Source organism: Candidatus Glomeribacter gigasporarum BEG34 (assembly GCF_000227585.1).
Taxonomy (GTDB): Bacteria; Pseudomonadota; Gammaproteobacteria; order Burkholderiales; family Burkholderiaceae; genus Glomeribacter; species Glomeribacter gigasporarum_B.
Genome location: NZ_CAFB01000042.1, coordinates 1 through 13,013, shown reverse-complemented (window position 1 = coordinate 13,013; position 13,013 = coordinate 1). Strand labels below are relative to the sequence as shown.

At 55.8% G+C, this 13,013-nt stretch carries 14 protein-coding genes; 9 read left to right on the top strand and 5 right to left on the bottom strand.

What is annotated here, in order from left to right; genetic code table 11:
* Positions 1-138: 138 nt before the first annotated feature.
* Positions 139-1,161 (bottom strand): ferrochelatase, encoded by a 1,023-nt coding sequence (gene hemH, locus CAGGBEG34_RS04810; RefSeq protein ID WP_006682702.1) that lies wholly within the window; start codon positions 1,159-1,161, stop codon positions 139-141.
* 114 nt (positions 1,162-1,275) lie between these two features.
* Here hemH and CAGGBEG34_RS04805 point away from each other — a divergent pair, with 114 nt between their 5' ends.
* On the top strand, positions 1,276-1,617 hold the full coding sequence (locus CAGGBEG34_RS04805; protein WP_006682701.1) for a hypothetical protein: 342 nt from the start codon (positions 1,276-1,278) through the stop codon (positions 1,615-1,617).
* A 116-nt stretch (positions 1,618-1,733) separates the two neighbouring features.
* Here CAGGBEG34_RS04805 and purM read toward each other — a convergent pair whose 3' ends face one another.
* On the bottom strand, positions 1,734-2,789 hold the full coding sequence (gene purM / locus CAGGBEG34_RS04800) for a phosphoribosylformylglycinamidine cyclo-ligase (RefSeq protein ID WP_238984979.1): 1,056 nt from the start codon (positions 2,787-2,789) through the stop codon (positions 1,734-1,736).
* Here purM and CAGGBEG34_RS11670 point away from each other — a divergent pair.
* From CAGGBEG34_RS11670 to CAGGBEG34_RS11005, 8 genes are all read left to right on the top strand, one after another.
* On the top strand, positions 2,727-2,867 hold the full coding sequence (locus CAGGBEG34_RS11670) for a hypothetical protein (protein WP_238984978.1): 141 nt from the start codon (positions 2,727-2,729) through the stop codon (positions 2,865-2,867). The two genes, purM and CAGGBEG34_RS11670, sit on opposite strands and share 63 nt — an antisense overlap.
* Positions 2,868-2,984: 117 nt before the next feature.
* Positions 2,985-4,061, top strand: coding sequence for an AI-2E family transporter (locus CAGGBEG34_RS04795; protein WP_042688145.1), 1,077 nt, complete (start codon positions 2,985-2,987; stop codon positions 4,059-4,061).
* A 161-nt stretch (positions 4,062-4,222) separates the two neighbouring features.
* On the top strand, positions 4,223-4,957 hold the full coding sequence (gene hda, locus CAGGBEG34_RS04790) for a DnaA regulatory inactivator Hda (protein WP_006682698.1): 735 nt from the start codon (positions 4,223-4,225) through the stop codon (positions 4,955-4,957).
* A gap of 26 nt (positions 4,958-4,983) precedes the next feature.
* Positions 4,984-7,227, top strand: a complete 2,244-nt coding sequence (locus CAGGBEG34_RS04785) for a type I restriction-modification system subunit M (RefSeq protein WP_042688144.1) — start codon at positions 4,984-4,986, stop codon at positions 7,225-7,227.
* 48 nt (positions 7,228-7,275) lie between these two features.
* Entirely contained in the window at positions 7,276-8,751 is a 1,476-nt protein-coding gene (pcnB, locus tag CAGGBEG34_RS04780; protein WP_006682696.1) for a polynucleotide adenylyltransferase PcnB, read from the top strand.
* On the top strand, positions 8,748-9,266 hold the full coding sequence (folK, locus tag CAGGBEG34_RS04775; RefSeq protein ID WP_006682695.1) for a 2-amino-4-hydroxy-6-hydroxymethyldihydropteridine diphosphokinase: 519 nt from the start codon (positions 8,748-8,750) through the stop codon (positions 9,264-9,266). Before pcnB ends, folK begins: the two co-directional genes overlap by 4 nt.
* Positions 9,256-10,404, top strand: a complete 1,149-nt coding sequence (gene rodA, locus CAGGBEG34_RS04770) for a rod shape-determining protein RodA (protein ID WP_042688143.1) — start codon at positions 9,256-9,258, stop codon at positions 10,402-10,404. The genes folK and rodA overlap by 11 nt, the downstream gene beginning before the upstream one ends.
* 77 nt (positions 10,405-10,481) lie before the next feature.
* The gene (locus tag CAGGBEG34_RS11005) at positions 10,482-10,898 is read left to right on the top strand and encodes a hypothetical protein (protein WP_158641797.1); all 417 of its coding nucleotides are present in this window, start codon (positions 10,482-10,484) and stop codon (positions 10,896-10,898) included.
* 82 nt (positions 10,899-10,980) lie between these two features.
* Here the strand turns inward: CAGGBEG34_RS11005 and lptB are convergent, their stop codons facing one another.
* From lptB to CAGGBEG34_RS04750, 3 genes are all read right to left on the bottom strand, one after another.
* On the bottom strand, positions 10,981-11,829 hold the full coding sequence (lptB, locus tag CAGGBEG34_RS04760) for an LPS export ABC transporter ATP-binding protein (RefSeq protein ID WP_081463753.1): 849 nt from the start codon (positions 11,827-11,829) through the stop codon (positions 10,981-10,983).
* Between the two features lie 113 nt (positions 11,830-11,942).
* Positions 11,943-12,560 carry a lipopolysaccharide transport periplasmic protein LptA gene (gene lptA / locus CAGGBEG34_RS04755; protein WP_006682692.1) on the bottom strand — a complete coding sequence of 206 codons (618 nt, stop codon included), beginning with the start codon at positions 12,558-12,560 and terminating at the stop codon, positions 11,943-11,945.
* Positions 12,557-12,844 carry an AbrB/MazE/SpoVT family DNA-binding domain-containing protein gene (locus CAGGBEG34_RS04750; protein WP_006682691.1) on the bottom strand — a complete coding sequence of 96 codons (288 nt, stop codon included), beginning with the start codon at positions 12,842-12,844 and terminating at the stop codon, positions 12,557-12,559. Before CAGGBEG34_RS04750 ends, lptA begins: the two co-directional genes overlap by 4 nt.
* Between the last annotated feature and the right edge of the window lie 169 nt (positions 12,845-13,013).

Below are 13,013 nucleotides of genomic sequence, written 5' to 3'. Positions count from 1 at the left end.
CTGTTCACGATCTTACTGCGCGCCCGTGAGCCTGCGTCGGGCGGTGCTCGGAATCCTCACATATATCAAATATGCTCCGGTTCCTGTGCTCCGTCCTCCTTGGCTGACCGGCGCTCGTGACAGATCGTGAACAGGTTCTTATCTGCGCAGATGTTGCGCGGCGAGCGCCGCCAGCGCATCGATCAACGGAGCGGAGTCATTCACGCAGGCGATGCGGTGGTATGCGCCGCCACCGGCGCGCAGGAAAACGGCGCGCGCGCGGATATCGAGTTCTTCCAGCGTTTCCAGACAGTCGGCGGTAAAGCCGGGACAGAACACATCGACGCGCCGCGTTTTTGCCGTGCCAAGCCGCTCAAGCAACGCGGCGGTTGTCGGCTGCAGCCAGCGTGCCAGGCCAAAGCGCGACTGAAAACCGATCTGCCAATGCGCTTCGGATAAATCCAGCGCCTGCGCAAGCAATGCCGCGGTGCGCCGGCAGTGCGTTTCATAAGGGTCGCCGCGTTCGATCATTGCCTGAGGCAAGCCGTGAAAACTGAGCAACAGCTTATCGCCCGCTGCAAAATCGGGCCGGCTGTGCATCGACCAGTCACCGCGAATTCTCTGCGCGCACGCGGCGATATACGGCGGAAAATCGGCGTAATGCCGGATCGTGCGAATTTCTGGCAAATCACGCATGTATTTGCACGCATCGAATGTCGCATCGAATGCGGAGGCCGTCGCCGCCGCTGAATACTGCGGATACATTGGCAGCAACAACACCCGTTCAATGCCCTCGCGCTGCAATTGCTGGAGCCTGGCGCGGATACTCGGCGCGCCATAGCGCATCGCGCACTCAACCCGCGCGCGCGGGCCGTCGCGCGCAAGACGCGCCGCGAGCGCGGCTGCCTGGCGCGCGCTATAGACGCGCAGCGGCGCGCCTTCCGCCATCCAGATCGATGCATATCGAGCGCTTGAGGCGCGCGCGCGCAGGCTCGCGAGCAGCGGTACAATCGCCCGTCGCAGCAATGCGCGACTGATTGGGTTTGAACATTCAAGCACGCGCGGATCGGAAAGAAACGCGCGCAAGTAGCGCCGCACCGCGCGCGGCTGCGGCGCCTCGGGCGAACCGAGGTTGATCAGCAAGATCGCCGTGTTTGGAAAGCGAGCGTGTTCAGAACGCAATGATATCTACCCAAAGGAGGAAAGCAATGTCTAGGGCCTGTTCTCAATGAAAACAGGCCCTAGAATCCGCTGGAACAGGAAGATGATGACAGGGCGCGCCTGGGGGGCGTCTTTTTGAGCGCGTTTCCATTCGGCAGCGTTCAGGCGCAATCGGCGCAGACGACACCGAAAGAGATCATCCAGCAGTTCTGTGATTCAGCATCGGCCGCTTATGAGAAACACAGAAGCCCCGCGTTGCTGACACTGGATCGTCAGGCGGAAGCGCTGAATCAAGCATATACAAAGCAACATCCCGGTGAGAAACCGCCATTTGGCGATGGCGTTCCGCTCTCCTCATCGCGCGGCGACGCCGCAAACTGCCGCATCAAGCGCATCCGCCGCGTTGCTCAGGGCGTGGAAGCCGAGCTTGAGTATTCTCTCCCCGGTGAGAAAAACGTTGAAGAAGCGCAAAAATAAATATCCAGAGTGCTATAGCCAAGTGCATTTAGTTTGAGTACAAGGAAGCAGCCGCGAAGACAGTATATAAATACGGCAAGCGGCGATGACGCTGTAATCAAATTAAATACGCTTGGCTATATATGACACTTGCGCGCCTCATTGTGTGATGAGGCGCGCACCACAACCTGCGGTTCATGCGCCTGACGCGCGCGAATGCTGCCTATGCGCCAGGCCGCCTCGCCCGCGTCCAGAAGCTGCGTCAGCGCGGCATCGGCGATGCCAGCGTCAACCACCAGCGCCATGCCGATGCCGCAATTGAAAACGCGCTGCATATCCGTCTCCGCCAACTGCCCGTGTTCGCGCAGCCATTCAAACACGGGCGGACGCGGCCAGGCACAGGCATCCAGTTCGGCGCACAGGGATTCAGGAAGCGCGCGCGGAATATTTTCGATCAATCCGCCGCCAGTAATGTGCGCAATGCCTTTAATGGGAGCGCGCTCAAGCAGCGCGCGGATTGGTTTTACATAAATGCGCGTCGGCGCCATGAGCGCATCGGCCAGCGAGCGGCCATCTAGCTCTGCGTTCAGATCGGGCCGCGCGCGCTCGATCATCCGGCGCACCAAAGAGTAGCCATTTGAATGAATGCCGCTCGACGCAAGTCCAATCACAATATCGCCTGCTGTCATCGAACGTCCGTCAATGATGGCTTTTTTTTCAACAACGCCGACCGCAAAGCCAGCGAGATCATATTCGCCGCCAGGATACATGCCCGGCATTTCCGCCGTTTCTCCGCCAATCAGCGCACAACCGGCCTGTTCGCAACCGGCTGCAATTCCGTTGATGACGGTCGCCGCCACCTCGACATCGAGCTTTCCGCACGCAAAATAGTCGAGGAAGAACAGCGGCTCTGCGCCGAGCGTCAAAATATCGTTGACACACATCGCGACTAAATCCTGTCCAATCGCGGCGTGCCGTCCCAGTTGCGCCGCCAGTTTAAGCTTGGTTCCTACCCCGTCCGCACCCGACACCAGCACCGGCTCGCGGTATTTCCTGGGTACTTCAAAAAGCGCGCCGAAGCCGCCAATGCCTTTAAGCACCCCATCGCGCCGCGTGCGGCGCGCAAGGGGTTGAATCCGTTTGATCAGCGCGTTGCCGGCATCGATATCGACGCCCGCGTCCAGATAGGACAGGGGCGCGCAGTGGGTCAGTGTCAGTTCTCGGTTGCCGGACAGAGTGGTCTCCTAGACAAAGTTCTCACGGGCAAATAAGCGCCGCCCGACGCAGGATCACGGGCGCGCAGAAAGAACCGTGAACAGGCTCTGACATACACTGTGAAGTATGCGGGCTAATTCTGAATAAAATAACGCATTTTAAACCTCTTACCGATGAACCCGCCGCGCCCGTTCTTGACTCCTTATCAACGACAGACGTTTGTCTGGCTCGTTGTCGCGTGTGTGTTAGGGACCCTATTGTGGCTGCTCAGGCCGGTTCTGACATCGTTTCTGACGGCGGGCATTTTTGCGTATATTTTGCATCCCGGCGTTGCATTCCTGGCGCGTCATAAAGTGCCTCGCGGCATTGCCGCTGCTCTGATGCTGCTGTTACTTGCCTTCTTGATCATTTTTCTGGGTATTTTGCTGTTAATCATCGTTCAGAAGGAAGGTCCCGCGCTGCAACAGAAAATTCCGGTTCTGCTTTCAAATATGCATCAAATTCTATCCGCGCATGCCGCACGGTTCGGGATTGATTTAAATCCTGATTTTTCAGGGCTTAAAGATTTCGCGACCCGTCAGTTTGCGAGCAGTGCAAATACGTTGCTCTCAGCCGCCTGGCAGTCGTTGCGCGCGAGCGGCAACGCAATGATGAGCGCACTCAGTAATCTCGTGCTGGGGCCGCTTGTGTTGTATTACTTGCTGGTCGAATGGCACCGGATCGTTGCGCATCTGCGCTTGGCGGTGCCGCGCCGCTGGCTGGAGGCCACCGTTCGTCTGGCGCGGGAAATGGATCAAATGCTGGCGCAATATCTGCGCGGACAATGGCTGGTAATCGCGGTGCTCGCGGTGTATTACACCGTGTGCCTGTCGATTGCCGGTTTAAATATTGCATTACCCGTCGGCATCTTTACGGGTCTTGCGGTGCTGATTCCCTATCTGGGCTATTTTATTGGACTGACGCTGGCGTTAACGGCTGCGCTGCTGCAATTCAGCGATTGGTATGGATTCGGTGCCGTCGCAGTCATTTATGGCATCGGGCAGTTGCTCGAAAGTTACTTCCTGACACCGTATCTGGTCGGTGAGCGCATTGGCCTGCATCCGCTGGCGGTGATTTTTGCGTTGCTCGCTTTCGGCCAGTGGTTCGGCTTTTTCGGCGTGCTGCTTGCATTGCCCGCCGCTGCGATTGTGGCGACAGCGCTGCGCGAATTGAAACGCAGATATTTAGCGAGCGCCTTTTATCAATATTAGGGCATTTTTCAATGCGATTGCACAAGGCACAAGCGAGAAGACAGTACGGGGAGCGATGCGGGCGGAGCAGGTCTTCATCGCGAAGCGATGGAGGCGACCCCGCAGCGGGACCATACGGCGAGCGCATCATTGCGCAGGGCAAGCCGCTGAAAAATGCTTTAATGGACCATTTTCGATCCGCGCCCCGTCAACTGCTTCTCGATTTTGGCGCGCCGCCCGCCGCGCGCTTCGACCAGTTTGTGGCGGGCGCGAATGCCGAGCTGGTCTCGCAGCTCTCTACGTTAAGTGATGCTCTGATGACTGGAGGCGCGCCAGAACGCCTGTTCTATTTATGGGGCGCGGCCGGCAGCGGACGCAGCCATCTACTCCATGCGTTGTGCGCGGACGCAGGCGCGGCGCGCGCCCGTTTGCTTGGACCGCACAGTCCGCGCGCCGCTTTTGAATTCGATGCCGCAGTGGCCATTTACGCGCTGGATGATTGCGATGCATTGTCCGCGGCGCAACAGAGCGATACATTTACGCTCTTTAATGAAGTGCGCGCGCATCCGCGCTGCGCTCTGGTTGCAGCGGGCAATGCGCCGCCGCGCGCGCTGGCGCTGCGCGAAGATTTGCGCAGCCGGCTCGGCTGGGGCCTGGTCTTCCAGCTTGCGCCATTGGACGATGCGCATAAGCGCGAAGCGTTGGCGCGCGCCGCGCGCGCGCGCGGACTGGCGCTCTCTGCGGATGTGTCCGCTTACCTGTTAACGCATTTCAAACGCGAGCTGCCGGCGCTGATGGCGTTGCTTGACGCGCTCGACCGTTTTTCTCTTGAACATCAGCGCGCGGTGACATTGCCGCTGGTACGCGCATGGCGCGAGGAACATCCAGTTAAAAACAAGCGTCTCATACTTTCTTGAGGCTGGATTTGAGCGGCTTCCATATCATGCAGAATCCCCCTCTCAAAGATGGATGGATTAGAGATGTCGCCACGGGCAAACCTGTGGACGCGCGAAAACCAGAAGAAGCGATACGGCAACTCTATGAAAAGGAATTACATGACGACTACGGCTACGATTACGCGCAAATGGACATTGAAGTCAGCATTCAGCACGGAGAGGCGGGAAATAGAAAAAACAAAACCGAGAAAGCAGACCTTGTGGTTTATCACACGATAAACACGAATCGGCGGGCTCAACATCAGGATATTCTTGGCATCGTCGAAACAAAACGGCCCAGTCGGAAAGAAGGCATCAAGCAATTAGCCAGCGATATGTCCGCCACGTCCTGCCAGTGGGGCGTCTGGACGAATGGCAATGAAATTGAGTATCTCTATCGGGATGCTGAAACAGGACGCATTCAAAGGGATTTTATATTTCAAATCCCCAAGCGGGGCGAGTCTTTTAAAGATATCGGCCGCATTTCGAAGGAACATCTACAACCCTCCAACAAGCTCAAAATCATTTTTAAAAGGCTCCTCAATACGCTCTACGCGAATACCAATATCAGTCGCAGAGAAAAGCTGGGCACGGAGATGATCCGCCTCCTTTTTTGCAAAATATGGGATGAAAGTTACGATCCCAATGTACTACCCGCCTTCCGTGTGGGTTTTGATGAAAAGCCTGAACAGGTTGCAGAAAGGATCAGAGCGCTCTTTAAGAAAGTCAGGGACGATTTCTCTGAAGAAGGGGTTTTTGACGCAAATGAAGAGATCAAACTGGATGATCGGTCTATCGCCTATGTGGTGGGTCAATTGGATAGATATAGCTTATTAAAGTCGAACAAAGACGTCATAGGAGATGCTTTTGAGGTTTTTGCAGAAAGTAAACTGGTCGGGGAAAAAGGAGAATTTTTTACGCCCCGCGAGGTGGTCAAGATGGCCGTTCGGGTGGTTGATCCGAAACCCAGACAAACCGTTTGCGATCCGGCTTGCGGGAGCGGCGGATTTCTGATTTATGCGGTGGAGCATATCTGGAAGTCCATGCAGCAGGACAGGCAATGGAAGGGGTTGTCAGAGGAGACCCTGCGCAGAGAACAGAGAAAGATGGCGGAGCGATCCTTTTACGGGATAGATAAAGAAATTGATCTTGTCAAAATTACCAAGGCTTATATGTCCATTATTGGAGATGGAAAAAGCAAAGTCGTACAGGAAAATACCTTGCACGAGCCTTGCGAATACAATCCGCGCGCCAAAATGCTTTTTGTTCAGGATGAAGCGACCCATACAATCCGAAAGTTCGATTGTATCCTGACAAACCCACCCTTTGGCAGCAAGATTAAAGTGCTCGAAGCGGATTCAGGGCAGTTTGAACTGGGTTACAAGTGGAAGGAAATAGAGGGCGTTTGGCATAAAACGGATGAGATCAAAAAAACGGAACCCCAAGTGCTTTTTATCGAAAGATGCTTACAAATGCTCAGGACAGAAGGCAAGTTACAACAGGAATTCATTACGATGGGGGTATGCGAAGGGATCGGGCACGACCATAACGGAAAACCGTTATATCGGTATGACGAGAACAAAAAGCATTTCACAGAAGAAATCTGGGATAACAGTATCGACATCATGGAAGAACTGAAAGCCCCTTCGCATCCAGATAACCATTATGTATTTCGCGTTCCTACACGGAATATAAAGGGCTCTGTTTATGTTCCCCGCTACTACTGGAAAAAATATAGTGTCCAGATTGAGGAGAGGGCGAAAAAAGAACATTTTCAGCTGGTGAGCATCCAAAAACTGCTGGATGAGGGCATTATTCAATCCTTTGCAGGGCACGGTTCTCCAGAAGCAAGATTTAAAGGACTGGGAGATATACCCTACGTGCGCGTGGCGGATATTATGAACTGGTCAATATACAAAAATCCGACTGCCTTTATTCCTGCTTTTGAATATCAAAGAGTCAAGGGTAATGGTTCTGATTTAAAAGAAGGGGACGTATTGTTTGTGCGCCGTGGAAGTTTGTATTTACTTTCTCATACGCTGACCCAAAAACAGATTAATAGCAAAGTGCTGACTGATACAACGTTACCGACGATTGGAGATCGATGGAAAGAATTGAAGCTGCCTGTAGCAAATGACGCAACACGCAGAAAAGAGATTAAAGAAAAGATTAAACACTCCTTTTTAAAAAAATGGGCCGGACAGCAAGAAATAGAGTCTCTTGCACAACAGTTTGGCGACCTCACCACATAGCGAAAGATTCATAACGCGTTTTGCAGGCGATCCATTGAAGAATAACGAATGACCCTTTTGATCCGTAAATTATCCAGTCACATCAAGGCGGCCATACTCAGCATACATCGTATGTTCTCAGGTTCATCACCGTCCCAGCCAATCCCTGCCTCCGTCGTCATTCCAGTTCAAGCACATCAGATCGATCCGGCGCGGGTTTCACGTCATGCGGCTCAGGTGACCGAGACGCTCACGCGTGCCGGTTATCGCGCTTTTATCGTCGGCGGCGCGGTGCGCGATTTGCTGCTTGGGTTGACTCCGAAGGACTTTGATGTGGCCACAGACGCAACGCCCGCGCAGGTGCGGAAACTGTTCCGGCGCGCGCGTCTGATCGGGCGGCGTTTTCAAATCGTCCATGTACTGTTTGGGCGGGAAATCATCGAAGTGACGACTTTCCGCGGCAGTTCGGGCGCGCCGGCGCGCATGTCTCAGGAGGGCAAACGCGCTTGGAGAAGAGGGCGCGATTCAGCGCATCCTCTGCATGCGGTTGATGCAAGCGGGCGCGTGGTGCGCGATAACGTGTGGGGCGAGCAACATGAGGACGCCGCGCGCCGCGATTTCACCGTCAACGCGATGTATTACAACCCGGCGGCGCAAACGGTGCTGGATTATCACAACGGCATCGCGGATGTGCGTGCGCGGCGGTTGAGAATGATCGGAGACCCGGCCGCGCGCTACCGTGAGGACCCGGTGCGAATGCTGCGCGTGGTGCGCTTCGCGGCAAAACTCGGTTTTGAAATTGACGAACGGACGCGCGCGCCGATTCGAACGATGGCCGCGCTGCTGAACAGCGTGCCGCCGGCGCGGCTATTCGATGAGGCGCTTAAACTGCTGCTGTGCGGCCATGCCTTTGAAGGCGTGCAGCGTTTGCACGCTGAAGGCTTGCACCGCTGCGTCCTGCCGCTGCTGGATGCGGCGCTTGAAAACGCGCAAGCGGCGGAATTGATCCAGCGCGCGTTACGCAACGCCGACGCGCGCGTGCGCGCGGATCAACCGGTCTCGCCAGGTTTTTTATTTGCGGCGCTTTTATGGCATGAGGTGTGTATCCATTGGCAGCGCGGGCAGGCGGCAGGCGAATACCCCATTCCAGCGCTCTATCGCGCAATGGATGAGACGCTCCAGTTGCAAATGAAATCACTGGCGATCCAGCGCCGCACGAGCGCAGATATGAAGGAAATCTGGGGATTGCAGCCGCGCCTTGAGAAACGCGGCCGCGGTGCGTTCAAGCTCATCGAGCATGCGCGTTTCAGGGCGGCCTATGATTTTTTGCAACTGCGGTGCGAATCCGGCGAACTCGACGGCGCGCTGGGCGCCTGGTGGGCGGCGTTTGCGCAAGGGAATCCGGCGCAGCGGGAGGCGTTGCTAGCGCAATGCGCGCCGTCCCAGAATGCGCAGAAAAAAGGGGGGCGGCGGAAAAAAGGAAAGGCTGCGCCGACGGATTCGACTGAATCCGCGCCAATGGACGGAACGGGCGAGGAGCGATGACGATTGCCTACCTTGGCCTGGGCGCCAATCTCGGCGAGACGCTGCAAACGATGCAGCATGCCATCGCGTCCCTTGCGCAACGGACGGGCATTGCCGTGCGCGCCCGATCCGGTTTCTATCGCAGCGCGCCCGTTCAGGCGGACGGCCCGCCATACGCCAACTGCGTGGTCTGCGTTGAAACTTCTCTTGAGCCGCGTGTATTGCTCAGAACGACTGCGAACATCGAAACGCAGTTCGGACGCACGCGGCCTTATCCAAACGCGCCGCGCACGCTCGATATCGACCTTCTGCTGTATGGCGATGCGTGCATCGATGAAGCGGACTTGACCGTTCCGCATCCGCGTTTGACTGAACGCGCGTTCGCGCTTGCGCCGCTGCTTGAACTGGCGCCGGACATCGAAATCCCGCGGCGGGGCCGCGCGGCGGAATTTCTGGCCTCCGTTGCAGCGCAGCAAATCTCGCGAATCACGGAGACTGGCATGAAAGCCCAGGGCAAAAGCGAAAATGCGTTTTAGCTTTAAGGACGGAGTGCGCCGGCTTGGATGCCTTGTTTCTGTGCTGGACAAACCGCTCGTATGGATGGTCTTTTTATTGACGGGCATCGGTCTGCTCAGTGTGTATAGCGCCAGCTTCGATACGCCGGGGCGATTTCAAGATCAAATTCGCAATGCCGCGCTCGTCTTTACGTTGATATGGGCCATCGCATCTGTTCCGCCGCAGACGCTGATGCGTTGCGCAGCGCCGCTCTATACAATTGGCGTTGCGTTGCTCATTGCAGTGGCCATGTTTGGACTCGCGCGCAAAGGCGCCAAACGGTGGCTCCATGTCGGAGTCGTCATCCAACCGTCTGAAATCATGAAAATCGCGGTCCCGATGATGCTGGCCTGGTATTACCATCAACGCGCCGGCCTTATCCGGACGCACGATCATCTGATTGCGCTGCTGCTCCTGATGGCGCCTGTCGGCCTGATTGCCAGGCAGCCAGACCTGGGTACGGCAATCCTGGTGTTCTCATCCGGCTTTTTTGTCAGTTATTTGGCGGGTTTGAGCTTCCGATGGATTGTGCCGGTTTTTCTTGCCTTTGCGTTGGCGGTGGGCGCTTTAATCACATTCGAGACCAAAATTTGTCAACCAGACGTGCAATGGCCGTTGCTGCATGATTACCAGAAACATCGCGTCTGCACATTGCTCAACCCAGGCGCCGACCCGCTCGGCAAGGGATTTCATACCCTCCAGGCGACCATTGCGATTGGCTCAGGCGGCCTGCACGGCAAGGGCTGGCTCAAGGGCACGCAAACGCATCTGGAATTTATTCCTGAAAAACACACCGATTTTATTTTCTCTGTATATGCGGAAGAATTCGGTTTGATCGGCGGCCTGGCGCTGCTTGCTTTATATTTCTGTCTGATTGTGCGGGGGCTGCAGGTTGCGGCCAGAGGCGCAACTTTATTTGGCCGCCTGTTGGCCGGTTCGTTAATACTCACCCTTTTCAGTGATGTATTTGTCAATATCGGGATGAATAGCGGCCTGCTGCCGATTGTGGGCGCGCCCTTGCCATTGATGAGTTACGGCGGCACCGCGCTCGTCACGGTTGGGATTGCAGTGGGTTTGATCATGAGCGTTGGACGGCGCAAGCCGCTGATTCAAAGCTAGAACATGTCTCAGAAACAAATACACAGCATCATCCCTTAGAACATTTTTCAGCGATCCCGAATACACGGAACGGCGAAGTGACGCCGAGCAAACCGCCGAAAAATGGTTCTTCCTCACTTGGCGTGAAGCGCCTGGTATGCACAGACGCCCTGAATGGTTCTACCAGGGTTTTGTCTGGAAGTTCAATTTATGTGTTCACCCTTGTCTGCACAGTGACTGAATTGCCTGGGATGCTCATCAAAGGTTGGCAACGGGTTGGCAGTCGGCGGATTGTGAGCCTGCGGGGCAAGAAGGCCAGCGCCCGTTGTACTGTTTGCCATGCGGTCAGCGGGCAAGTTCATGGTCATGACTGGCGTCAGGTAGAAGATTTGCCATGCATCGGCGGGCGCGTGACGCTCGAGAGGCCCTATCGCAATGGCAGAGTCGAAGGACAGGTCAATCGGTTGAAATACCTTAAGCGGTCAATGGATGGATGCGCAGGCTTTGAAGTGTGACGCATTCGGGTGTTCCATTCCATCTGAAGTGATCTCGCAGATGCACGCAAAGTAAGGTAGAACCGGAAAAATGCTCTAAAACCTACATCTTAAAATGCTCTCCCAAATAAACGCGGCGCACGGATTCGTTTGCGATGATATCGGAGGGTGCGCCCGCCGCGAGTACGCGGCCGTCACTGACGATATACGCATGATCGCAAATGCCGAGCGTCTCGCGCACATTGTGATCGGTCACTAGAATGCCAATATTGCGCCGCTTCAAAAAGCGGATGATTTTCTGGATTTCCAGTACCGCAATCGGATCAACCCCGGAAAAAGGTTCATCCAGCAGAATGAATTTAGGGTTTGTCGCCAGCGCGCGCGCAATTTCAACGCGGCGGCGCTCGCCGCCCGACAATGACAGCGCAATGTGCTCATTTAAATGCGCAATCTGTAATTCGTTCATCAACGCCTGGGTGCGCGCTGCAATGGCATTTGCCGGCAAAGGCACGCCGCGCGCATCGCGTTGCAGTTCGAGCACGGCGCGGATATTCTGTTCGACCGATAACTTCCGGAAGACAGAGCTTTCCTGGGGTAAATAAGAAAGTCCAAGTCGCGCGCGTCGGTGAATCGGCAACATGCTCACGGGATGGCCGTCGAGCGTAATCTGGCCGGCATCGAGCGGGATCAGCCCGACCATCATATAAAAGGAGGTGGTTTTGCCGGCGCCGTTCGGACCCAGCAGTCCGACAATCTCGCCGCTTTTGACTTCCAGGGAAATATCCTTAACGACCGTGCGTGCGCCAAAGCGTTTTTGCAAATGACGCGCCGCCAGCGCGCTTTGGCGTACAGACACCGGATACGCAGACGGCGCGCCGCTAGAGCATTTTTCAGTGATTTTCCCTGTGTCGCTTCTGCGTTTTCGGCATTCGGGATCGCTGCGGGGTCGCATCCATCGCGCTGCGCGCGACGGAACCTGCTCCGCCCGCATCGATCCCCATACTGTCTTCGCGCTCGCTCCTTGGGCAAATCGACTGAAAAATGCTCTAAACCGGTCTGCGGCATTCATGGCTGGGTTTTTTGATCGAGCGTATTGCTCATCTCAAGCGGAGCGGCAGCGCCTTCTTTAGATGAAGCCGCGCCTGTGCGCGGAGACAGCATTGCGCGCACCCGGCCGGACGGATTGCCGGAAGCGTCGGCGGAACTCTGCGCGGTATAAAAATCATTTTTTGCTTCATAGCGAATCACGTGGCCGTGGATTTCGTCAATCACTTTGGCGCTGCCTGAGAGGCGGCGCACCACCGCGCGCCCGACAAGCGTCGCGATTTCATTCTTGCCGTCATAGTCGATGCGTTCGCCCTCGCCTTCAATCGTTTCGTCCACGCGATCCCGCTTGCTGCGGAAGTAGGCGCGCGCGCCGCGACCGGCTGTGCTGTTCAGAAAATAATATCCTTGCGGGTCTTCGCGTATGACAACGCGATCTCCTTTCAGGACAGTGGTCCCCTGCGTGACAATGGCCCGGCCAGAGAGTGTGCTGATGCGTTTTAAATCATCATGAGTCCAGCGGTCTGCCTGTACATAAATGGGCTGATCCCGATCCGCGCGTTCAGCGCGCGCCATCGCGCCCGGCAAGAATGCGCATAGCAACGCGCCCGCGGCGCATAAACGGCGTTTTTGTATCAAGGACGGAGATCGTTCCATCTACCCATCACACCCTGGACCATGCACCTTGCACACGCGCCCCGTGCAGCAATAGCGGCATTCATTTGCTCAACGCTGACGGGGACAGCGGGCTTGCACAGCAAACCTCTCAGTGTTCTCACGTCTTCATGCGCCGCAACGATCGCAAACTGATGATGACTCAGTTCTACAAACCCTACTCTGCCGCCTGTTTTCAGGCCCAGTTTAGTCCGAACTGATGCAGGCAGGGTAATTTGTCCTTTTGATGTCACTGTAGTCATCGCCATGTCCACTCCTTGATCAGTCCAAATTTCTTATTTATAGAGTAAGGAATTGAAGAGAACAGGATCAAATGGAAGCGCGCCTGCACAAACATACAAGGCGCGCGGCGCTTTGTGTGGAATGACGATGGTTTAGCTGAGTTGATGAGGATTGATTTGGGAGACTTGGCATCTT

What these genes read in the sequence shown, in the direction of transcription:
- CAGGBEG34_RS04795 (WP_042688145.1), top strand. Translation starts at nt 2,985, where the DNA reads ATGAACCCGCCGCGCCCGTTCTTGACTCCTTATCAACGACAGACGTTT.
- hda (WP_006682698.1), top strand. Translation starts at nt 4,223, where the DNA reads ATGGACCATTTTCGATCCGCGCCCCGTCAACTGCTTCTCGATTTTGGC.
- CAGGBEG34_RS04785 (WP_042688144.1), top strand. Translation starts at nt 4,984, where the DNA reads ATGCAGAATCCCCCTCTCAAAGATGGATGGATTAGAGATGTCGCCACG.
- pcnB (WP_006682696.1), top strand. Translation starts at nt 7,276, where the DNA reads ATGACCCTTTTGATCCGTAAATTATCCAGTCACATCAAGGCGGCCATA.
- folK (WP_006682695.1), top strand. Translation starts at nt 8,748, where the DNA reads ATGACGATTGCCTACCTTGGCCTGGGCGCCAATCTCGGCGAGACGCTG.
- rodA (WP_042688143.1), top strand. Translation starts at nt 9,256, where the DNA reads ATGCGTTTTAGCTTTAAGGACGGAGTGCGCCGGCTTGGATGCCTTGTT.
- lptB (WP_081463753.1), bottom strand. Translation starts at nt 11,829, where the DNA reads ATGCGACCCCGCAGCGATCCCGAATGCCGAAAACGCAGAAGCGACACA.
- CAGGBEG34_RS04750 (WP_006682691.1), bottom strand. Translation starts at nt 12,844, where the DNA reads ATGGCGATGACTACAGTGACATCAAAAGGACAAATTACCCTGCCTGCA.